Raw genomic sequence first — 21,905 nt, forward strand, 5'->3', positions numbered from 1 at the left:
GTCAGGCGGGTGGCGGTCCGACGGACTGGCGCTCTACCATCATGAAATCGACGTAGATCGTTCGGGGCGACGGGTCGGTCGTTTCCTTGCGCACGGTTGCGACCAGCCGCTCGGCCGCCTTTTCCGCTATCAGGGCGAGCGGTTGGCGCACGGTCGTCAGCGCCGGCCAGATCTTCACTGCGATGGGCGTATCGTCGAAGCCGGTGATGGAAATGTCATCCGGCACCGAAAGCTTGTTCCGCAGCGCCACATTGACAAAGGCGGCAGCCATGTCGTCATTGCCCGCGATGACGGCCGTGAAATCCGGCCGGCCTTCGAGCACGCGTTCCGCCAGCGCCAGCCCTGCCTCGAAGGTCGGCGACGCTTCCCACACATGGTCCATGTCCGCCACGACCCCCGCATCGCCAAGCGCGCGCAGATACCCCCTGAGACGCGACGCGGCCACAAGGGCCGTGGGGAGCGTAACGATGGCGATCCGGCGGTGGCCCTTCTCAAGCAGCATGCGCGTCAACTCGTAGGACGCCTGCTCGTCATTTATGCGTACGCAATCCATATTGCGCAGGTCCCCTCCCGGTGCGAGACCGATCATGGGAACATCGTGCCGGTCCGGTAATCCGGCCGCGCTGGCCACCTCGCAAATCGGCGGCGGCAGCAGCAGTCCGTCTATTCCGTTCCGCAACACTTTCTCGACACTGCCAATGGGATCGGCAAAGTCGTAGATTTCCAGCACCAGTTGAACGCCAAGGCGCGATGTCGCGCGCAAGCTGCCGACCAGCATGGCGCTCAAAAGGGCGCTGTCGATGTCGCGATGGAGCAGGCCGATACGGATCGTCTTGGCCGCGGCCAGGCTGCGGGCGGCGGAATTGGGCGTGTAGTTCAGCGCCTTGACGGCCTCGAGCACCGCCTCCCGCGCGGCCGGATTGACGAAGCTCTTGTTGTTGATGACATTGGAGACGGTCATGGCCGATACGCCGGCGTGGCGCGCAACGGCAGCGATAGTGGGGCCTTTTGCGCCGCGCCGTCGCTTGCGGCCGTTATCCTGCGTTGTCATGTCGTCCCTGATCTGCTGGCGGAGAGAAATGTCGTAAGCGCGACAGTCCGGAGTATTCCCGGGTCCGCAATTCGTACCGGTTTCGACCGACGCCCGCCGGCCGGTCAGTCGCCACTGCGAATCCGATATTTCGCCGGTTCCTGCATCAACACCGGCGTGCCGCCTGCCAGTGACGTGCGGAAATTCTCGAGTTGCGGATCGGCGGTCCGCTCCATCTCGCCCAGCATCAGCCGCTTCATCTGGTCTGCCTTCGTCCTGTACGCCGGGTCGTCGATCAAATTGCGCCGCTGGCCCGGATCGGCTTCAAGATCGTAGAGCGCCATTGGATAGCCCATCACATATTGCTTCACCCGCGCTGCGATGCGCGCGTCCGTTTCTGCCGCCTTTGCCATGGCCGGGTAGGTGAGGCCCCACATGCTTTCGATCTTGAGCTCTGTCTTGCCGTTTGCCCAGGCGGTGTAGTGGAAAGCGTGGCGCCTGTCCTGCAAGGTGCGCGACGGATACAGGAAGCCGCTCGACACATAATCGACATAGGACATGATAAAGGGCGTGTCCCGCACCGCTTCCCCGTTCAGCATCGGAACCCAGGATCGCCCGTCCAGCCCTGGGACCGGCTTTGCCTGCAGCAGTTCGATCAGCGTCGGAAGGATGTCAAGATTGGTCGCAAGCATGTCGAAACGCCTCGGCTTGGCCATGCCGGGATAGCGCAGCAGTACTGGCGTGCGGATGCCATGGTCATACACGCTCGCCTTGGCAAAGGGCATCGGCATGCCGTGATCCGCTACAAACAGGATGATCGTGTCATCCCAGGCACCGCTCTTCTTCAGCGCCTTGAGGATGTTGCCAACTGCAATGTCCATCCGCTGCACCGAATTCCAATATTGCGCCATCTCCTCGCGAATGTCGGGCAGGTCTTCGAGATTTCCGGGAACGGGCACCTGCCCCGCCTTGAGAGGATGCGGAATGCGGTATGGGCCGGTCTGTTCGTGATCCAGTTCCCTCGCGTCCTCGCTACCATAAAAGGGGCGATGGGGGTCGTTGATGTTGCAGTTGATGAAGAAGGGTTTGTACTGGGCCTGCGCCTCTGTGACGGCCAGGCGAAGCATGTCGGCATGGACCATGGGATGGCGGTCCTTGCCCTCCTGCTTCATGTCCCAGGGGAAGGAGGAGGCAGGCTGCATATGTCCGATCTTGTGACTGGCGGCGCAGTAATAGCCTTCGGCTGACAGCGCCGAGCACAACGTCGGCGTCCCCTCCCGCATCGGGAAGAAGCCGTTGCCGCCATTTCTATGCGGCAGAAGGCCGCTCATGAACGCTTGCCGCGAAGGCATGCAGATCGGCGCTACGGTCCGCACCTGCCCGAAAACGTGGCTTTGCGCTGCAAGCCCGTCGAGATGGGGCGTGAGGCCGCGCCGTCCGTTCATGAACCCCAGTGCTGACCAGTCCACATCGTCGGAGGTGATAAGCAGCAGATTGTGGCGCTTGCGCGGGTCACGCTTCACATAGTCTACAGCGTGTGCATAGCCTGGAAGCGCAGCCACGACGGCGGCAGCCGCGCTCGCCTGCAGGAACCGGCGCTTGCGTTGATTTATCATCCCGTCCTCTCTGATCGTCAGTCCCTGGCACCACGCTGTGGCGCCGCTCGGTCCGCCGTTCCAAATGCTGCGTCCGTGTCAAAATGCAGTCTTGCCCACTTCGCGGGCATAATCAATATAGCGCTACATCAAATCGCTTGGCATAAACGGGGGGAGAGTTATGATCTGGACGGCGCAGCATGGGCGCTTCCGATTGGGTCCGATGGCGGTGGCAGGATTGCTGGCATCGGTCGCCCCGCCGGCCGGTGCGTCCTCGGAAGCTGTCCAATGGCGTGACCTCAACCGGAACGGCCTGCTCGATCGCTACGAGGACGCGCGTCTGTCGGTCGAGGAGCGTGTCGATGACCTGATCGCACGGATGACGATCGAGGAGAAAGTCGGCCTGATGGTTCATGCGAGCTTGCGGGCGGAAGGCTCGGCGATCGGCGTATCGTCGACCGGTTATGACATGCCGCGCGTGCGGGCTATGATCGAAGACGGCAAGATCAACAGCTTCATCACGCGCCTGGTGGTGGCGCCTGCGGCGTTCGCCCATCAGAACAATATGGTGCAGAAACTGGCCGAGGGCACGCGCCTCGGCATTCCGGTCACGATCAGCACCGACCCGCGTCACCATTTCCAGGCGACATTGGGTGCCAGCACGACCGGAGGCAGCTTCACACTTTGGCCGGACACATTGGGGTTCGCAGCGCTCGGGGACGCCAATCTCGTCCGTCGCTTCGGCGACATCGCGCGACAGGAGTATCGCGCGGTCGGCATCCATATGGCGCTGTCTCCGCAGGCCGACGTTGGCAGCGAACCACGCTGGTCGCGCTTTTCAGCCACGTTCGGTTCCGATTCCGAGACCATCTCCCGTCTTGCGGGTGCCTATGTCGAAGGATTCCAAGGGGGCACGTCCGGTGTCAGGCTCGACGGCGTCGCGACGGTCGTGAAGCATTGGGTCGGCTATGGCGCCGAGCCGGAAGGATTTGACGGTCACAATCATTATGGCCGCAACGTCACCCTGAGCGACGCGTCCTTCGCCGACCATGTCCGCGCGTTCGATGGCCCGCTTGCCGCCAGGAGCGAGGGCGTCATGCCGACCTATGTTGCTCTGCATGACGTCAGGATAGCCGGAAAGCCGGTCGAACCGGTCGGTGCCGGTTTCAACAAGCAGCTCTTGTCCGGTCTTCTCCGCGGACAAAAAGCCTATCGGGGTATCGTCGTATCGGACTGGTCGATCACGCGCGACTGCCCGGATGACTGCGTGGCGCCAAGCGCGAAACATCCGCAAATGCCAGCGACCATCGGCATGCCCTGGGGCGTCGAGAAACTGACCGTTACCCAACGCTTCGCAAAGGGCATCGATGCCGGTATCGACCAATTCGGGGGCGTGGACGAGGCCGTACCCATCCTCGCGGCGGTGCGCAGCGGCGTGATTACGGAGGCGCGCATCGACGAATCGGCGCGACGCATCTTGTCGCTGAAGTTTCGCCTCGGGCTGTTCGACACACCCTATGTCGACGAGCAGGCTGCTGGAAAACTCGTGGGCAATTCCGAATGGCAGCACGAAGCAGATATGGCGCAGCGGCAAAGCCAGATCCTGCTGCGCAACGTAGACGGACTGATACCGTTGCGGCACCAGACGAAAATCTGGCTCTACGGCGTCGATGCGCGCGGTGCACAGGCGGCGGGCTACACGGTCGTGAACGATCCAGCGGACGCCGAAATCGCACTGGTACGTACTGCCGCACCCTATGAAAAGCTGCACCCCTATCATTTTTTCGGCTCGCGGCAGCATGAGGGGCGGCTGGACTTTCGCGCCGGAGATCCGTCGGTGGCCGCGGTTAAGCAGGCGGCCTCCCACGTTCCCGTAATTCTGGCGGTGGAGATGGATCGACCGGCCGTGCTGACGGATCTCCTGCCATATACCAGGGCTATTCTCGTCAATTTCGGCACCAGCGATGCGGCGCTGTTCGACATCATATCGGGCCGGAGCGGGGTCTGCGGGCGCCTGCCATTCTCTCTTCCAGAATCCATGTCCGCGGTCGAGCGGCAGCGATCCGACATCTCGGATGATGAACGGGCGCTCATGCGGAGAGGCGAGGGGCTTTGTTTGAAAGCGCGCAGTGGGCATGTCAGCGAATGACCTGAGTTCGAAACGACCTGCGATGGCGCAGAATTGTTTGCATCGCGCACGGGGGCAACGACAAGCAGATGTGTGCGAAGGCCACAAGCGGCAGCTGTCTCTGCAAATTACCGCTACATTGTCCCCGCAAAGGTGCGCCGGGGATTTCGGTACGTCCGAACGGCAAACCGCATTTCGGCAGAGCATTGGCGCCTCCTGGCGTCATGGGGAAGGCGTTTGTCATGGGCTGCCACAACGCACGACACTTGTGGCCGCCTCTTTATAGGTCGGACCGGAAAAGGGCGCTGGCTTGGGTCTGCGGGGCCGGCTCCGGCCGATAGCGCCGCTCAATTCGGCGCTCCTGTCCCCTGCCTGGTGGGAGACTGCCCTTCCACTGCGCTGGTCCGTCACGGTCCGACTGCCGTCGTGACGCTGCCGACGGGGAAGATCTTTGCCGGGGCTTTCACCGCCGATGCGGGTTTGCGAAGGTTTGGCCAGATCCCGTCTCGGTCAGCAAGGATCGATGAAGCATGACTGATGGAAAGCGGAGGTGCCGCTTTTGCGTTCAGGCGGGGGTGATGGCGCTAATGCTAACGCCCTGTGCGCTGCCGCAGCCTGCCGTGGCCAAGGCCGAAGCGCCATCGCGGCCGCAGCGGCAACCCATGAATGTCCTTTTCCTCATCGCGGACGATCTGAACACGCGGACGAGTGCGACAGGGTTCAAGGATGTGCGCACACCCAATCTTGACCGGCTTGCGCGGCGATCGGTCAACTTTGCCAACGCTTACGCACAATATCCCTGGTGCGGACCGAGCCGCGCTTCGTTTTTGACGGGACGGCGGCCTGACACGACGCGGGTGTGGGATTTAAAGACCAAGTTCCGAGACATCATGCCGGACGTCGTGACCCTGCCGGAGTATTTTCGCCGGAACGGCTATTTCGCTGGGCGAGTCGGCAAGATTTTCCATCAGGGCGTCCCCGGAGACATCGGCACCAGCGGCCCCGATGACAAGCGATCGTGGGATCAGGTGGTCAATCCGGCGGGCCGCGACAAGATCAACGAACGGGACGGCCGGATGACTATCCTCAATCCTCACCCTTCAGGAAGATTGGGAAGCGCGCTCGCTTTCCTGGCGGATGAAGGCGCGGACGAGGAGCAGACCGACGGAAAGGTCGCGTCCGAAACCATTGCCATGCTCAAGCAGCATCGGGACAAGCCATTCTTCATCGCCGCCGGCTTCTATCGCCCCCATGTTCCGGAAGTTGCCCCCAAGAAATATTTCGACATGTATCCTTTGGCCAAGATTGACTATCGGCCCGAGGATCGGGCTCATTTGGCCCGGGTGCTGCCTGCTTCATACGGGCTTGTCGGATTTCAGAACATGAACCTGACGGCCGATCAACAGCGCAGCTTCGTGCGCGCATATTATGCCGCCACCTCCTTCATGGACGCACAGGTCGGGCGCGTGCTCGATGCGTTGAAGCCGCTTGGGCTGGATCGAAACACCATCATCGTCTTCACCAGCGATCATGGCTTCCTGCTTGGCGAGCACGGCCAGTGGGAAAAGCAGATGCTGTTCGAGGGATCGGTCCACGTGCCGCTCATCATCAACATGCCCGGTGCGAAAGGAAACCGGCGCATTTCGAGGAAGATGGTCGAACTGGTGGACCTTTATCCAACCCTGGCGGACGTTGCCGGGCTGCCAAAGCCGGAAGGGCTCGAAGGCCGCAGCCTGAAACCCCTCCTGCAAAAACCCGCGTCGGAAGCATGGGGGCATCCAGCGTTCAGCCAGGTGCAGGGCGGTCGAAGCGTTCGCGTCGATCGCTGGCGTTACACTGAGTGGGAGCAGGGCAATCTTGGTGCGGAACTCTACGATGAGGATCGGGATCCTCGAGAAGCGTCCAATCTCGCGTCTGATCCGCGCTATGCGGGCGTTGTCGCCCGATTGAAGGCGCTTTTGCCTGCGGCGTCGTCCGGTCCACGCTACGGCGTCGGCGGCGCGGAATGATGCCCGACGTCATGGCGGAGCTTGAGCGATCGGGCCGTGAACCTGTAAAGGTGCGGGACTTTCCGAGCTGCACCCGGTTCCGCGGACATCAGGTTAGGCTGCTACGCCAATACTTCCCCAAAGGAATCGATTTCAGCCGAAAATTGACAGATGAACTTGAAGCAGTGGCCCACACCGTGAACGCGCGACCGCGAAAGGCGCTCGGATTGAGGGGTTCCGGAGAAGCGCTCGACCAGTTCCTTGCCGAGATGCATGAAGCAGGTGTTGCGGCAAATGGTTCAATTATCCGGCAGGACGGTCCCGTTGGTTTGAAGACATATGCCGGTTTGTTGCGGCACTTGAGCGTTAACCCTCCAGTTCGGTGCGATGCCGCGCGGCGAGCGCGGCGAGCCAGCCGGCAAACGCCGCGACGTGCGGAAAATGGCGCGTCTCCTCATGCGTCACCAGCCAGAAGCTTCGGCGGATACGGATATCTGGAATGACGCGTGCCAGCTTGCGATCCGCATCGCCGATGAAGCAGGGGAGCACGGCGATGCCTGCGCCCGCCGTGGTCATGCGGTACTGAGCATTAATGCTGGACGAGCGGAGCTGCGGCTCGGGAGCGCCGGGGATCTCGTCGAGATAGCGCAGCTCGGGCGCATAGATGATGTCGGGGACGTAGCCGATCAGACGATGCTCGCGGAGCTGATCGGGCGTGACGACCGGTTTGTGCGCAGCGAGATAGGCGCGCGACGCGTAGAGGCGCAGGCCGTAGTCGGCGAGCTTCCGCGTGAGCAGCGGGCCACGGCGGGGCCGGGCGAGCAGCACCGCGACATCGGTCTCGCGCCGTGTCGGATTGAGGAAGCCGCTGGTGGCGACAAGATCGACGGCAAGTCCCGGATGCGCCTCCGCGAGTTCGCCCAGATGCCGGCTGACGAACCAGGTGCCAAAGCCCTCGGATACGCTCGCGCGAATCGTACCGCGCACCGGGCCGCCTGCGTCGCGGCTGCCGATCGCGGCGGCGGCACGCTCCATCGCCCGCGCCTGAGTCAGCAGGCGTTCTCCGGCGGGGGTAAGCGACTGGCCGTCAGGGCCTTGCTCGAACAGCCGTTCGCCGAGCGATCGTTCGAGGCGGCGCAGGCGACGGCCCGCGGTGGTCGCATCGATTTCCAGCGCGTGCGCGGCCTTGGTGAGTTGGCCGGTGCGTGCGATCGCAAGGAAGATCGGCAGGTCGCTCCAGTCCATCACCTGCAAATATGCAGACTCGACCTGCATGTCGATGGGTTGCCGGCATGAGGTGTGAAGGCGCATCACTCTCGCCTGAAGGAGAGACTGAGATGGCGACGGCGGTCCGTGAGATTTCGCACTTCATCGGCAATGCGGCGACGGCCGGGACGGGTACGCGTCGGGCGGACGTATTCGACCCCAATACCGGCGCGGTGCAGGCGCAGGTGACTCTCGGCGCGCAGGCCGATCTCGATGCGGCGATGACCAATGCGCTCAGGGCCCAGCCCGGCTGGGCAGCGACCAACCCGCAGCGCCGCGCGCGCGTCATGTTCAACTTCAAGGCGCTGATCGAAAAGAATATGGACGAGCTGGCGCATCTGCTCTCGTCCGAACATGGCAAGGTTGTCGCCGACGCCAGGGGTGACATCCAGCGCGGGCTGGAGGTGATCGAGTTCGCCTGCGGCATCCCTCATGTGCTGAAGGGCGAATATACCCAGGGTGCCGGGCCCGGCATCGACGTCTATTCGATGCGCCAGCCGCTGGGCGTGGTGGCGGGGATTACCCCGTTCAACTTCCCGGCGATGATCCCGATGTGGATGTTCGGCGTGGCGATCGCATGCGGCAATGCATTCATCCTCAAGCCGAGCGAGCGCGACCCGAGCGTACCGGTGCGCCTCGCCGAACTGATGCTCGAGGCAGGCCTGCCAGAGGGCGTGCTGCAAGTGGTGCAGGGCGACAAGGAGATGGTCGATGCGATCCTCGATCATCCCGAGATCAAGGCGGTGAGCTTCGTCGGCTCGTCCGACATCGCGCATTATGTCTATCGGCGCGGGGTGGAGGCCGGAAAGCGCGTGCAGGCGATGGGCGGAGCCAAGAATCACGGCATCGTCATGCCCGACGCGGACCTCGACCAGGTGGTCAACGATCTGGCCGGCGCGGCGTTTGGCTCGGCGGGCGAGCGCTGCATGGCGCTGCCTGTGGTGGTGCCGGTGGGCGACAAGACCGCCGATGCTCTGCGCGCGAAACTGCTTCCCGCAATCGATGCGCTGCGCGTGGGCGTGTCGACCGATGCCGAGGCGCATTACGGCCCGGTCGTAACCGCGGCGCACCGTGCGAAGATCGAGAACTATATCCAGATGGGCGTCGACGAGGGTGCCGAGCTGGTGGTGGATGGCCGTGGCTTCTCGCTCCAGGGGCATGAGCAGGGCTTCTTCATCGGCCCGACACTGTTCGATCGGGTGACGCCGCAGATGCGCACGTACCAGGAGGAGATCTTCGGTCCGGTGCTGCAGATGGTGCGCGCCGGGAGCTTCGAGGAAGCGGTGAAGCTGCCGAGCGATCACCAGTACGGCAATGGCGTCGCGATCTTCACGCGCAACGGTCATGCCGCGCGCGAGTTCGCGGCGCGGGTGAACGTCGGGATGGTCGGGATCAACGTGCCGATCCCGGTGCCGGTGGCGTATCACACCTTTGGCGGGTGGAAGCGCTCGGCCTTCGGCGACACCAACCAGCACGGCATGGAGGGGGTCAAGTTCTTCACGAAGGTGAAGACGGTGACCCAGCGCTGGCCCGACGGGTCGCCCGACGGCGGCAACGCGTTCGTCATTCCGACGATGGGTTGAGTGTCCTGCCTGCCCCATCTTGGCTGGGATGGGGCCAATGTTCATGCTGGGATCGCAAGAATGTTGAGCGTGCGCTCGAGGTCGTAGGCGATGGCGAACATGTTCGCCGCCTCGACCCGGGACTTGTCGTTCGCCGTTTGCCGGATACGCGCCCTCACATCGACGGTGGTGAAGCGGTCATAGGTGAACACGCTGCCACGCCCATTGGTGAAGATCCGGCCCTGGTTGTCGTTGGTGCCAAGCGGGAGCCGGCATAAGCCATGCGACGTCTCCGGACCTTTCGAGCGTTATGGCCGGTCCGATCATTTTGCGCCTGCTCTTTCGGCTTGCGCCCACGCAAGCCGCATAAGCTCGGGAAGAGCCGCAATCCGCTCGCGCGCCTGCGCCGACGAGGCGTTCCCGCGAATGACCCGCCCCTTTATGCCGTGAAAGATCGCCGCCAACCGGAAGAAGTTGAAGGCGACGTAAAAATCATAGCCCGGCATGTCGGTCAGCCCGCGCCGGCGACAATAGGCAGCGAGATAGGACGACTCATCAGGGATGCCGAGCGCGCCCAGGTCCGATCCCGAAAGCCCTGCCACGATGTGCGGCGGCATTCGGTACATCATGGCATTATAGGCGAAATCCGCGCCTGGATGGCCGAGGGTAGAAAGCTCCCAGTCGAGTACCGCGAGGACCCGCGGCTCGGTGGGGTGGAAGATGAGATTATCGATGCGGAAGTCGCCGTGCACGATGCTTGTCTCGGCGCCTGGCGGAATGTGCGCGGGAAGCCATTCGACGAGACGATCCATGGCGGAATCGCGGCCGGCCTCGGCGTCGCGGAAATATTGATCCGACCAGCGCGCGATCTGCCGGGCGAAATAGTTTCCCGGCCGACCATAATCGCCGAGCCCGATCGTGCCGAAGTCGATGCTGTGCAGCGCGGCAATAGTCGCGTTCATGGCATCGAAGATGGCGGAACGCTCTTCCGGCACCATGCCCGGCAGCGTCGCATCCCAGAAGATGCGACCTTCGACCATGTCCATCACGTAGAAGATCGTGCCTAAAACTGCCGGGTCGGTGCAGAGGCCGTGAACTGCAGGCACGGGAAAGTGCGCCTGGGCGAGCCCGGTCAGAACCTTGGCCTCGCGATCGAGCGCGTGGGCGCCCTTCAGCAGTTGGCCGGGCGGCTGCTTGCGCAGGACGTATCTCTGCTCCGGGGTGACCAGTTTGTAGGTCGGGTTGGATTGACCGCCCCGGAACTGCTCCACGCTGAGTGGCCCCGCATAGCCCGACACGTGGCCGCGCATCCAGGCGTCCAATCTGGCGAGGTCGAGTTCATAGCCGGGTCGGACCGCCGTGGTTCCGCTATCGGCGTTTGCCCGCGTCGTCACTTCGCAGTTCCATCTGCGGCAATCGCCGGTGGCAGCCACTGACCGTTCAGCATCTCCGGCTTGGGACTATAGGCTCGGATTACGACGAAGAAGGGTCCGGCGGGCGCCGGCAGCCAGTTCTCTTTGACGCTCCGTGCATGTTGCAGGTGGATTCGCACCGATCCATCAGGCGCTACCCTCAGCCCCTTGGTGCGATCGCTCACGAGATAGCGGCGGAGCGGGTTTGGATAGAGCGCAAAGGTCTTTGCATCATAGAGCGTGACCGACCAGAAGCCGTTGACGGGTGGCGGCGTCTGCAGGCGCAGCGTGTAGCGGGATATTGCTCCATCCAGCGGCGCCCCGCTGCCGTCCACGAAAGTCGTATAGGACGCATTCTCTTCTCGGACATTCGCGCCGAGACCCGCCATGTTGATTACGGAACGACGCAGATAGTTGTATCCGTAGATCCCCTTGTTCACCTTCATCCATCCGGTTCCGGTCGGCTCGCCAAGCCGCGACCTGGATTTGGTGATAAGAGCGAGCGCCTCCGCATATCCTGCTTCGATCGCGATGCGTGCAGCCTGGTCGAGAGACGCGGCATCGAACGGGCGGTCGGCCAGGATACCAAGAGGTCGGAAGCGGGACACCAGCGCCTCCTCGCCAGCCTGGCAGCCATTGATCCGCAGAATGTAGTCCAGCGCCCCGAGAAAGGCCGTGGCGCCGGCGCCCGGAAGCGGGGGCGCGATCATGGGCTCCTTCGTTTCCGCCGCATCGTCGGCTGGAGGGATGATCCTGACCGCATCCTGGAAGGCGCGGGCGACCCGAACCTCTTTTTCCGATTGCGCGAAGACGCGCATCAGAATCCAAAGCTGGGGAGTCGCTGCGTGGTAGACGGTCACGCCTTCCGCTGCCGTGCCCTGCCAGCCGCGGGGGACCAGCAGGAAGCGGCCGCCCTCCTTGCCGACAGTCCGATTGCTCAGATTGCTCGGGTTGCCGAAAATATCGAAGATGTTGAGCGTGAAGTATTTCAGTTGCGTTGCCGGGATCTGGATCTCGACCGGGCCCCTGGTAAGATCGATCCAGGCATTCGAGTACAGCGTATCGGTGTTGGGCACCTTGAACGTCGCATAATCCGGACCCGCAAGATCTCGCTCGTGCGCGAAGCGACTAAAGCCCGTGAACATGGGGGAGTGGCGGTCGAAGACCTGCCGGTAGAGCTGCTCATATTGAAGGTAGGCGGCCATGCCGTAGATCGTGGCGTCGAACGCCGTCGTCCTCAGCAGGTCCGCCCGGCCCTCGACGTCTTTCGGCAGCAGGTCGGCACCATAGCCAGCGGCCGTGACGGGTGCTTCGGGCGCGGCGAAGCTCGGAATCTGGCTATATCCCGCTGTTGCGCAGCAGAGCGGCGCAACAGCGAGTGCCGCGCGAAGGAGGCGCCGGTGATGCTTCTGCCTCATGCCTGTGCTGCTTTCCAATCGCGCTTGATCTTCTTGGCCAGGCTCCATTTGTGGACCTCGGTCGGTCCGTCATAGATGCGGAAGGCGCGGATCTCCCGGAATGCCTGCTCGACGATCGTGTCGCCGGAAACGCCGGTGCCGCCCATCACCTGCACGCACCGGTCTGCGACGCGGAACAGCGCGTCGGACACCGCCACCTTTGCCATGGAGCTTTCCGCCGTGCCGAGCGAACCCGTGTCGAGGATGCTCGCGCACCAGTCGATCATCGTCTCGGCCTGCTTCAGGTCGATCAGATTGTCGGCCAGCATGAAGCCGACGCCCTCATGGTCGATGAGCGGCTTACCGAACGCATAGCGCCGGCATGCATAGTCGATGGCGATCTCGTTGGCCCGGATTGCCAGTCCCCGCCAGCGCATGCAGTGCGAGAGGCGCGCGGGGCTCAGCCGGATCTGCGCATATTTGAATCCCTCGCCGCTCGCTCCCAGCATCTGGTCGGCAGGCACGCGCAGGTCGACAATGTCGATCTCTGCATGGCCGCCCGGCATGGAGTTGTCGATGGTGTCGAGGATGCGCACGGTGCGGATCGCCGGGTCGGGCAGGTCGACCAGGAACATGCAGGCGCCATCGTCTGACTTCGCCATGACGATGCCGACGCGCGCACCCTCGGCACCCGTGATGAATTTCTTGCGGCCATTGATGATCCAGTGATTGCCGTCGAGCCGGCAGGCCGTCTGCATCATCGAGGGATCGGATCCCGCGCCGCCATCCTCGGCAGGTTCCGTCATGAAGAAGGCCGACCTCGCTTCGCCCCGCACGAGCGGATCGAGGAAGCGTGCCTTCTGATCGGGGGTGCCGACCTTCCCAAGAAGGTACATGTTGCCCTCGTCGGGTGCGGCGGTGTTGCACGCGAGTGGGCCAAGGGGGGAAAGGCCGCTCCGCGTGAGGACGGTGGCGGTCTCCCGCTGCGTCAGATGCGAACCGTCGGCGAGGATGTGGGGGGTCAGAACGCCCGCTTCTCGCGCTTTCGCCCGCAATTCCATGACGAGCTCGTCGCTTGGACCATGATATCCCAGCCTCTCGTCCTTTTCGTAAGGAACGATGACCTCCCTGACGAAGGTCTCGACATTCGCCGCGATGGCGAGCGCACGATCGGTCATTGCGCGGTACTTCCTCCGTCGATGACGATTTCCCCACCGGTCATGTAACGGGACTCGTCGCTGGCGAGGAACAGGATGCCGTCAGCGATCTCGTCCGCCTCGCCGATCCTGCCGAGCGGGACATCCGCCAGCAATGTTCTCGCGATCTCGCGATCCGTATAGGCGGGAGCGGTGAGGGGGGTCGCTATATGGCCGGGATGGATCGAGTTCGCGCGAACGCCGTTGCCAATGGCCGCGCATTCCAGCGCCGTTGCTTTCGTGAACATCCGGACTCCGCCCTTGGCGGCGCAGTAGGAGCCGGTGTTCGGCGCCCCGACGATGCCGCGGATCGAGGACATGTTGACGATCGCGCCGCGGCCCGATGCTGCGAGCAGCGGCAACATATATTTCGTGGCGAGGAAGACACTGTCCAGATTGACCGCGATGATCGACCGCCACTGGTCGAGCGTCGTGTCCGCGATCGAGCCGAACTTTCCGAACCCGGCATTGTTCACGAGGACATCGAGCTTACCGAAGCGCGCGGCGATGCGCTCCGCAAGCGCTATCCAGCCCTTTTCGTCGGTCACGTCCAGAACGACAGTTTCATGCCCATCCTCCGGGAGGGCGGCCCGTGCCGCACGTAAAGCCACGTCGTTGCGATCGACCAGAAGAACGGTCGCGCCCTCGCGCGCAAAGCGGAGACTCGTAGCAAGGCCGATGCCGGAGGCGGCACCTGTGACCAGCGCAATCCTGCCTTGGAGCCGGCTCATGCGGCCTCGTCCTCCATGCCGGCATCGCCCTTGCTCAGCGCTAGCAGGCTTTCGAAATGGGGGTTACGGCGCGCCAATATGGCGTCCGCACGCTCCCGGATCGGCTCGTCGAAGCGATCGGAGGTGAACACGTAGAATTGATCATTGCGAATGCCCTCGAACGCTTGGGCGGCAACCTGATCGGCCGACGGCGCATTTCGGTAGAGATTGTCGGCAATGGACTGAAGCGCTTCTGCCTCTTCCGGGCGCCCTCCGGCTGAGCGCAGATGATCGGGCCTGGATCGTTCCGCCTCGTAGATGCGGGTCGCGACGAGCCCGGGACAAAGCATCGTCACGCCGATCGGTGCCCGCACGTCGCGGAGGCCGGCATAAAGCGCCTCCGTGATGCGAACGACGGCATGCTTCGACGCGCCATACACGGCCGATCCCGCGCCGCTGACGAAGCCGGCGACCGAAGCGGTATTGAGGACGTGGCCCGACCGTCCTTCGGCTATCATCCGCGGCACGAAGCTGCGGATGCCGTTGACCACGCCGTCCACGTTGACGCTGAACGCCCAGCGCCAGTCCTGCGGCGTGAAATCCCAGACGAGTCGATGCCGGCCGCCGGGTACAACGCCTGCATTGTTACACAGAAGCGAAACCTCACCGAAACGCTCCCATGCGAGATCTGCGAGAGACTGCACGGCAGCTGCATCGGCGACATCCGTCCGTCGAAGAGCGATCGCGGGGGCCGAGAGGCTATCGGCGACGCTTTCGAGATCGGCGAGGTTGATGTCTGCAAGCACGAGATTCATCCCCTCCGTCGAGGCGATCTTTGCGAGGGCGGCGCCGATGCCACTGCCGGCGCCGGTTATCACCGCCGTCTTCCCGGAAAAGTCCATCATCGGGAGCCGTTCCTCTGCTGCTGTCCGGATTGTGCCCGGAAGGGAGTCCAGTCTCGAACGTAATCGACCGTCCGGTCGGACGTCAACAGCGTCAGACCCGATTGACGTCTTTCGGAGAGGCGAATAGCAAGAGCAAGCCGACCGGACGGTCTAGAGAATATTGGAGAGACGATGCCCGATCTTCTGCCTCCGCTCGCAAGCCTCGGTCTTCTGCGGCGCGATGCGCCCAAGACGGTGGCAGGCTTCCGTCGCTGGCGCACAATTATCGAAACCGATGGCGCGTTGCCGACGCGTATCAAGCGTCTGTTCGTGGCCTGCGCCGCTGTCGTGAAGGGATATTGCGAGCTCGCGAGGCGCGAACTCGCCGCAGCGCGCGATTCCGGGCTCACCGAGCTCGAGGCTGCCGCCGCGGTCGCGATCCTGTCGAGCGTGCGAGGCGAGGGCGCGGCGCTTCGCTATCATGGCATCTTCTGCGAGGTGTTTCCCGAGGCGGTCGATCCCGAATGGCCGGACGAGGAACTTGTGGTGGAACCCGGCGCCGCCGAGACCAACTTTCTCCACTATTTCGGAACAATGCCGCCGTCGCTCGGCAAGCTTCTCGCCGTCAAACCGCTCGGTGCCGACGCATACTATCTCATGCGCGAGGGGACGCTCTCGGGCACCGCGCTGGGGCCGATCAGCGCGGAACTTCTGCTCGTCACGGTACTCGTCGCCGATTACAGCGAATGGTCCTCCGTCCATATGAAGGGCGCCCGCAAGGCTGGGGCGAGCGAGGAGGCGGTTGCCGAGGCGGTGATCTGTGCGGTGCCGACTGCCGGGCTTTCGGCATGGGTCATTGGCGCGACCGCGATGGACGCCTGATCGCTCCTTGCGTCTACAGGCCGCTCACAAGGTGGCCGCCATCGACCGCGATCACCGCCCCCGTCATGTATCGCGACTGATCGGAGCAAAGCAGCATCAGCGGTCCGTCGAGGTCGCTCATCTGGCCCAGCCGGCGTTGCGGGATGCGGGCGATCAGCCGCTGTCCCGCCGTCGATGCGAAGAAGTCGCGGTTGAGATCCGTCGCGATATAGCCGGGTGCCAGCGCGTTCACCCGAATGCCGAGCGGTGCCCATTCCAGCGCCATCGCCTTCGTCAACTGGATCAGGCCCGCCTTGCTGGCCGCATAAGCGGCGAGCCCCTTGGAAACGCGCTCACCGAGAATGGAAGCGACGTTGACGATCGTGCCGCCGCCGTCATGCATCGCCCGGGCAGCCTGCTGGGCAACCAAAAAGGCGCCGGTGAGGTTGGGGTCGAGAACCTGCCGCCATTCGGACGCGGTGACGTCAAGCGCAGCGCGAGTCTGTGCGACCCCCGCATTGTTGACGAGGAGCGAGAGCGGCGCGTCGGCTTCCCGTTCGATGAACGCGAACGCGCTAGCCACCGAGCCAGGATCAGTGACGTCCATCTCAATCGGGATGCAGGCACCGCCGCTCTCCCGTATTTCTGCGGCCAGCATCTCCAATGCGTGCGCGCGACGGGCCGCGACGACAGCGGTCGCGCCTTCGCGGGCGACAAGCTTCGCGAAATGCCGGCCCAGTCCGGAACTCGCCCCCGTGATCAAGGCAATTTTTCCCGCCAGTTGCATAATTTGCCCGGTCCTGCTTGCGTTCAAAGGATGTTGGCCTCACCCTTAAGCAGGACCGACCGGACGGTCGAGTGGACATTTGGAGAGGGCCATGCGGCTTGCCGGCAAGCGCGCGATCGTTACTGGAGGAGCCGGGGGCTTGGGCCGTTCGATCGTCGAGGCGTTCGTGGCCGAAGGCGCGCGGGTGCTGATTGCGGACCTCGAACCTGCCGAAGGCGAGGTCGCCGCCATTCATCTTGATGTCACGAGCGCTGGCGGCTGGGCGGCTGCCGTCGGCCGGATTCTGGCAATGTGGGGCGGGGTGGATATCCTCATCAACAATGCCGGCGTCGCGTCGAGCTTGGTGCAGATCGGCGATCGGACACCCGATGAGTGGGACAGAATGATGCAGGTCAACGCCAAGGGATGCTTCCTGGGTACGCAGGCTGTCCTACCGGCGTTTTGCGCGCAGGGGGGTGGCACCATCGTCAACGTCTCGTCTGTCGCCGGGTTGGGCCAGTCGCAAATCATGGATCCCGCCTATGCGCGCAGCAAGGCAGCACTGGCGATGCTGACAAAGGTGACTGCCGCGCAGCATGCAGCCGAAGGAATCCGCTGCAATGCGGTTCATCCGGGGCCGATCGACAGCGGGGTCGCTCGCATGGCCTACGCGGATGCAGAGGCGTTCCGGCGCCGCATTTCGCGCATACCGATGGGCCGTTTTGGGAGCATGGATGAGATCGTCGCAGCGATCCTCTTCCTTGCTTGCGATGAATCGTCCTACATCACTGGCGTATCGCTGGCCGTCGATGGCGGAGCATTGGTTCAATAGGGACGTCCATTGCGAGTCCGGCGGCAAGAACAAGGAACTGAGTTGGTATGGCCCGAGCGACGACGAAGAAGCGGCAGACGACGGAGGCGCATGATGAGAAGCGCGGTGAAATCCTTCGTCATTGTGCGAGCTTGTTCGACAGGGTCGGCTACCACAAGACATCCATGCAGATGCTGGCTGACGAGGTGGGTCTCGGCAAGCCGACACTCTACCATTATTTTCCCAGCAAGAATGCAATCCTCTTCGCCATGCATGATGCGCACATGAGCGCGCTGCTTGCAGGGCTTCAGGAGAAGGATGACGGTGGCGATCCACATGTTCGCCTGCGCGCAGCGTGTATCGACATTCTGCGCCAGATCGCGGAGCATCCCGGTTACGTTCGAGCGTTCATGGATCATTACGAGGACCTAGAGGGCAAGATGCGCAACCATATCCGTGCTCAGCGCAACGCCTACTTTGATCAGGTCCGAAGTATCATCAGACACGGCATCGACAACGGCCATTTCAGGCCGTGCGATCCGGATCTGACAACCTTCGGGTTTCTCGGCATGTGTAACTGGGCCTATAAATGGTATCCGCCAATGGCCAAGAAGAAGACGCCCGAAGAAGTAGCCGATGCCTTGTGCACCCCTTTCTTCAACGGGCTCAGTCTGACTCAAGGCTGACGCTGGCCGACGAAGGCGCGCCATGCAGATTTTGCCAGAGACGATTTCAGCCGTCCGCTTTGGCGAGCCGGCGGGGATACGCGCGGCAGCCGAGGCACTCCGCGACGCAGTGAGGAGCCTGTGCGGGCTCCGCACCGCGGTTACGCACAACATTGCCTCGCGCGAGCCGATGCGTGACGGCGAGGGTGCGGTGCTGGCGAGCGAGGTGTTCGGCTTCCACGGCGGTGAACCCCGCTGGTGGGAGGCGCCGCAGCTCGCCCTTTCGTCCCCGATCGTCCACGCCTGCAGGGTCGAGGCAGAGCCCTTTTGGTGCAATGGGCACGGCTTTCATACCCGTCTGCCCAATCCGCTGCTGGACGCGATCGATCTGCACGATTTCCGCATCCGCGCCATGACGGCTGCGGCGCTTGTCGTTCCGATCCACCTTCCCTTTGGCCAGATCGCGGCTGCCAGCTTTCTCTCGCCGGAGAAGGAAACGAACGATCTGTCCCAAGCCTACGCGCACGCAGCGGACGCCTTGGCCGTACTCGCCCGTGCGTTCGTGCAGAGCTATGTGAAGGTGACCGAGAGGGCTCGACCCGGTCTCGCCGGCGTATCGTTGACCAAGCGCGAGGTGGAATGCCTGCGCTGGGCGGCAGCGGGCAAGACAAACGACGAGATCGGCATGATCCTCGGTCTCCAGCGGACGACCGTGCGGTTCCATATCCGCTCCGCCTCGGTGAAGCTCGACGCAGTCAATCGCGACCAGACGCTGTTCAAGGCGGCACAACTCGGTTTTCTGGGCATGATCCGCTAAGGCTATCGCAATGGTCAGAAGCCGACCGCTCGGTCGATCGATATGGGTTGGGCAGGAGATAGACCGTGCCCGACTTGTCACCGCCACCCATTGCCAACGATCTCATCTGCCTTGGGGCAGACGGAATCCACCTCATCGCATCCCGGGAGCTCGAGACAGGCCGGGTGCGGTTCCCGGCACGCCCTGAAAGCGACGCGCGCTACGAACGCATCACACTCCCGAATCACGGTCGGCTCTGGTCGTGGACAATCCAGCGCTTTCGCCCGAAAACGCCTCCTTATGCCGGGCTCGACGAATTCGAGCCCTACGCCGTCGGTTATATCGAGCTCGACGGGGTTCTGATCGTCGAAAGTCGGCTGACCGATGTCGCTTTTGAAACGCTGGCGATCGGCATGGCCATGCGGCTCGTCCCGCTGCTATTCGCGGCGGCCGACGGCCTTTCGAGCACGACTTTCGCATTCGCTCCCGCTGAAGGCGCGGCGGCATGAGCGAGGATGTGTTCATCGTCGGCGCCGGCATCCATCCGTTCGGCCGGACGCCCGGGATGACCGGGCTTCAGCAGGGCGTGTTCGCCGTGCGGCAGGCGTTGGAGCGAGCCGGCTTGGCCTGGTCCGACATCCAGTTCGCGTTCGGCGGATCGGACGCGGCGGGCAATGCCGACACGATGGTTTCCGAGCTGGGGCTGACCGGCATTCCTTTCATCAATGTCTCGAACGGCTGCGCGACGGGCGGTTCGGCGATGTTCGGGGCCTACAGCGCCGTCAAGTCGGGCGCGTTCGACCTCGGACTGGCGGTTGGTTTCGACAAGCATCCGCGCGGATCCTTCTCGCCGCTGCCGGCTGACTGGGGCCTGCCGGACTGGTATGGCGAGACGGGGCTGATGCTGACGACCCAGTTCTTCGCGATGAAGATCCAACGTTACATGGCGCTTTATGGCATTACCCCGCGCACATTGGGTGCGGTTGCCGAAAAGGCGTTCGCGAACGGCGTGCTGGCGGATCATGCGTGGCGGCGCGAGGCGGTGGATCTCGACACCATCCTCGATTCACAGATGGTCAGCGATCCGCTGACGAAGTTCATGTTCTGCTCGCCGGGGGAGGGTGCCGTCGCCCTCGTGCTGGCGAGCGGGAAGAAGGCGCGCGAGCTGGGCCTTCCGGCCGTTCGTTTGCGGGCCGCTGCGGTTCGGACGCGGCCGCCGGGGTCGTTCGAAGTCTTTTCCCCCGCGCTCGACGTCGAGCGGGGCGGGTCACCGACGACGGTTGCCGCGCGCGCCGCATACGAGATGGCGGGTGTCGGGCCGGAGGACATCGACATCGCGCAGCTTCAGGATACCGAGGCGGGCGCGGAGATCATGCACATGGCCGAGAACGGCTTCTGCGCTGACGGCGAGCAGACCGGGTGGATCGCCGAAGAGCGAACGCGTATCGGTGGCGCGCTGCCTGTGAACACCGACGGCGGCTGCCTTGCCTGCGGCGAGCCGATCGGCGCCTCGGGCCTTCGGCAGGTGTACGAGAATTATGTCCAGCTGATCGGCCGGGCGGGTGCACGCCAGGCACCGGGCAAGCTGCGGCTTGGCTACAGCCACGTCTATGGCGCCCCGGGCGTTTCCGCCGTCGCGATCGTGGAGCGCTGAGCCATGGATCTTGCGTTTACCGCGGCGCAGCGCGCCTTTCGCGACGAGGTTCGCGCCTTTCTCGATCAGTCGCTGTCGCCCGAGCTGCGGCGCGGCGCGGCGCTTACTTCGGGCGTGTTCGCCGAGCCCGACATCGCCCGCCCGTGGCAGGCGATCCTCGAGGCGAAGGGCTGGCTCGTCTATCACTGGCCGGAATGCGCCGGCGGGCCGGGCTGGAGTCCTGTCCAGCGCTGGATCTTCGAGAAGGAGTGCGCCGAGGCTGGCGCGCCGATCCTGCCCGGCATGGGGCTGAAGCTCGTCGGCCCGGTACTCTACACCTTCGGCACCGAGGCGCAGCAGGCGTACTACCTGCCGCGGCTACGGAGCGCCCAACATGTCTGGGCGCAGGGCTTCTCCGAACCTGGTTCCGGTTCTGACCTCGCCAGTCTGCGGACCCGTGCGGTTCGCGACGGCGACCATTACGTGGTTTCCGGCCACAAGATCTGGACGACGCAGGCGCAGTACGCGAACCGACTGTTCGCGCTCGTCCGTACCGATCCCGGCGTGAAGCCGCAGCAGGGCATCAGCTTCCTTTTGATCGACATGGATCTGCCCGGCGTAACCGTGCAGCCGATTCTCAGCGCGTCCGGCGATCACGAACTGAACGAGGTCTTTCTCGACGAGGTGCGCGTTCCCGTCGCGGACCGGGTCGGCGAAGAAGGGCAGGGCTGGTCCATCGCCAAGTTCCTGCTGGAGAATGAGCGCGGCGGGTCAAGCTTCGCGCCCGCTCTCCTTGCCGACCTGTCGCGGCTGCGGGGCGCGGTAGGCCCCCTTTCCGGCGAGTTGGCAGATCGCGCGATCCGCCTCCGGTTGGAGGCGGAGGCGCTTGAAATGACCGAATTGCGCACGCTCGTCGAGATCGAAAGCGGCGCTGATCCGGACCCGCGCAGCCTCACCACCAAGCTCATCGCCTCCGAGATCCGGCAGGGGATCGAGATGCTGGCATTGGACGCCTGCGGGATGGCCGGCCTCCAGCTTCCCAGCGAGCGGCCATTCTACCGGGCGGGCATGCCGACGCCGGTCGGGCCCGCCGAGGCGCAGGTAGCCGCCGCCCGCTATCTCAACGCCCGCGCCTGGTCGATCTTCGGCGGCACGAGCGAAATCCAGCTCACCGTCATCGCCAAGGCCGCGCTCGGCCTTTGACC

General features: G+C 63.8%; 20 protein-coding genes. 10 read left to right on the top strand and 10 right to left on the bottom strand.

Features of this window, described 5'->3' with window-relative positions:
* Position 1: 1 nt before the first annotated feature.
* Both NX02_RS05860 and NX02_RS05865 read right to left on the bottom strand, forming a co-directional pair.
* On the bottom strand, positions 2–1,051 hold the full coding sequence (locus tag NX02_RS05860; RefSeq protein WP_053000605.1) for a LacI family DNA-binding transcriptional regulator: 1,050 nt from the start codon (positions 1,049–1,051) through the stop codon (positions 2–4).
* Between the two features lie 104 nt (positions 1,052–1,155).
* Positions 1,156–2,646 carry a sulfatase family protein gene (locus NX02_RS05865; RefSeq protein WP_025291261.1) on the bottom strand — a complete coding sequence of 497 codons (1,491 nt, stop codon included), beginning with the start codon at positions 2,644–2,646 and terminating at the stop codon, positions 1,156–1,158.
* A gap of 160 nt (positions 2,647–2,806) precedes the next feature.
* Here NX02_RS05865 and NX02_RS05870 point away from each other — a divergent pair, with 160 nt between their 5' ends.
* Both NX02_RS05870 and NX02_RS05875 read left to right on the top strand, forming a co-directional pair.
* Entirely contained in the window at positions 2,807–4,774 is a 1,968-nt protein-coding gene (locus tag NX02_RS05870; RefSeq protein ID WP_245648773.1) for a glycoside hydrolase family 3 protein, read from the top strand.
* A gap of 509 nt (positions 4,775–5,283) precedes the next feature.
* Positions 5,284–6,762: a sulfatase gene (locus NX02_RS05875; protein ID WP_039996435.1), complete on the top strand. Its 1,479-nt coding sequence runs from the start codon at positions 5,284–5,286 to the stop codon at positions 6,760–6,762.
* 345 nt (positions 6,763–7,107) lie between these two features.
* Here the strand turns inward: NX02_RS05875 and NX02_RS05880 are convergent, their stop codons facing one another.
* A complete protein-coding gene (locus NX02_RS05880) occupies positions 7,108–8,016 on the bottom strand; it encodes a LysR family transcriptional regulator (RefSeq protein ID WP_039996436.1) in 909 nt (302 codons plus the stop codon).
* 62 nt (positions 8,017–8,078) lie between these two features.
* Here NX02_RS05880 and NX02_RS05885 point away from each other — a divergent pair, with 62 nt between their 5' ends.
* On the top strand, positions 8,079–9,590 hold the full coding sequence (locus NX02_RS05885) for a CoA-acylating methylmalonate-semialdehyde dehydrogenase (protein ID WP_025291265.1): 1,512 nt from the start codon (positions 8,079–8,081) through the stop codon (positions 9,588–9,590).
* 41 nt (positions 9,591–9,631) lie between these two features.
* Here the strand turns inward: NX02_RS05885 and NX02_RS32250 are convergent, their stop codons facing one another.
* From NX02_RS32250 to NX02_RS05910, 6 genes are all read right to left on the bottom strand, one after another.
* Positions 9,632–9,781, bottom strand: coding sequence for a hypothetical protein (locus NX02_RS32250; RefSeq protein ID WP_158013936.1), 150 nt, complete (start codon positions 9,779–9,781; stop codon positions 9,632–9,634).
* Between the two features lie 111 nt (positions 9,782–9,892).
* Positions 9,893–10,963 carry a phosphotransferase gene (locus tag NX02_RS05890; protein ID WP_025291266.1) on the bottom strand — a complete coding sequence of 357 codons (1,071 nt, stop codon included), beginning with the start codon at positions 10,961–10,963 and terminating at the stop codon, positions 9,893–9,895.
* A complete protein-coding gene (locus NX02_RS05895) occupies positions 10,960–12,399 on the bottom strand; it encodes a DUF1254 domain-containing protein (RefSeq protein ID WP_025291267.1) in 1,440 nt (479 codons plus the stop codon). The genes NX02_RS05890 and NX02_RS05895 overlap by 4 nt, the downstream gene beginning before the upstream one ends.
* A complete protein-coding gene (locus tag NX02_RS05900; RefSeq protein WP_025291268.1) occupies positions 12,396–13,556 on the bottom strand; it encodes an acyl-CoA dehydrogenase family protein in 1,161 nt (386 codons plus the stop codon). The genes NX02_RS05895 and NX02_RS05900 overlap by 4 nt, the downstream gene beginning before the upstream one ends.
* On the bottom strand, positions 13,553–14,305 hold the full coding sequence (locus NX02_RS05905) for an SDR family NAD(P)-dependent oxidoreductase (protein WP_025291269.1): 753 nt from the start codon (positions 14,303–14,305) through the stop codon (positions 13,553–13,555). Before NX02_RS05905 ends, NX02_RS05900 begins: the two co-directional genes overlap by 4 nt.
* Complete coding sequence (locus NX02_RS05910; RefSeq protein WP_025291270.1) at positions 14,302–15,189, bottom strand: SDR family NAD(P)-dependent oxidoreductase; 888 nt, start codon at positions 15,187–15,189, stop codon at positions 14,302–14,304. Before NX02_RS05910 ends, NX02_RS05905 begins: the two co-directional genes overlap by 4 nt.
* A 171-nt stretch (positions 15,190–15,360) precedes the next feature.
* Here NX02_RS05910 and NX02_RS05915 point away from each other — a divergent pair, with 171 nt between their 5' ends.
* Positions 15,361–16,050, top strand: coding sequence for a carboxymuconolactone decarboxylase family protein (locus tag NX02_RS05915; protein WP_025291271.1), 690 nt, complete (start codon positions 15,361–15,363; stop codon positions 16,048–16,050).
* 13 nt (positions 16,051–16,063) lie between these two features.
* Here the strand turns inward: NX02_RS05915 and NX02_RS05920 are convergent, their stop codons facing one another.
* On the bottom strand, positions 16,064–16,816 hold the full coding sequence (locus NX02_RS05920; protein WP_025291272.1) for an SDR family NAD(P)-dependent oxidoreductase: 753 nt from the start codon (positions 16,814–16,816) through the stop codon (positions 16,064–16,066).
* Between the two features lie 91 nt (positions 16,817–16,907).
* On the opposite strand from NX02_RS05920, the gene NX02_RS05925 reads away from it, so the two are divergent.
* The 6 genes from NX02_RS05925 to NX02_RS05950 all read left to right on the top strand — a co-directional run bounded on the left by NX02_RS05925 (position 16,908) and on the right by NX02_RS05950 (position 21,903).
* The gene (locus tag NX02_RS05925) at positions 16,908–17,627 is read left to right on the top strand and encodes an SDR family NAD(P)-dependent oxidoreductase (protein WP_025291273.1); all 720 of its coding nucleotides are present in this window, start codon (positions 16,908–16,910) and stop codon (positions 17,625–17,627) included.
* A gap of 47 nt (positions 17,628–17,674) precedes the next feature.
* A complete protein-coding gene (locus NX02_RS05930; protein WP_025291274.1) occupies positions 17,675–18,292 on the top strand; it encodes a TetR/AcrR family transcriptional regulator in 618 nt (205 codons plus the stop codon).
* Between the two features lie 22 nt (positions 18,293–18,314).
* Positions 18,315–19,088, top strand: coding sequence for a helix-turn-helix transcriptional regulator (locus tag NX02_RS05935; RefSeq protein ID WP_025291275.1), 774 nt, complete (start codon positions 18,315–18,317; stop codon positions 19,086–19,088).
* A gap of 65 nt (positions 19,089–19,153) precedes the next feature.
* A complete protein-coding gene (locus NX02_RS05940) occupies positions 19,154–19,576 on the top strand; it encodes a Zn-ribbon domain-containing OB-fold protein (RefSeq protein ID WP_025291276.1) in 423 nt (140 codons plus the stop codon).
* On the top strand, positions 19,573–20,721 hold the full coding sequence (locus NX02_RS05945) for a thiolase family protein (RefSeq protein ID WP_025291277.1): 1,149 nt from the start codon (positions 19,573–19,575) through the stop codon (positions 20,719–20,721). The genes NX02_RS05940 and NX02_RS05945 overlap by 4 nt, the downstream gene beginning before the upstream one ends.
* Before the next feature lie 3 nt (positions 20,722–20,724).
* The gene (locus NX02_RS05950) at positions 20,725–21,903 is read left to right on the top strand and encodes an acyl-CoA dehydrogenase family protein (RefSeq protein WP_025291278.1); all 1,179 of its coding nucleotides are present in this window, start codon (positions 20,725–20,727) and stop codon (positions 21,901–21,903) included.
* The last annotated feature ends 2 nt before the right edge of the window (positions 21,904–21,905 follow it).

Origin of the sequence: Sphingomonas sanxanigenens DSM 19645 = NX02 (assembly GCF_000512205.2) — a bacterium.
Lineage (GTDB): Bacteria > Pseudomonadota > Alphaproteobacteria > Sphingomonadales > Sphingomonadaceae > Sphingomonas_D > Sphingomonas_D sanxanigenens.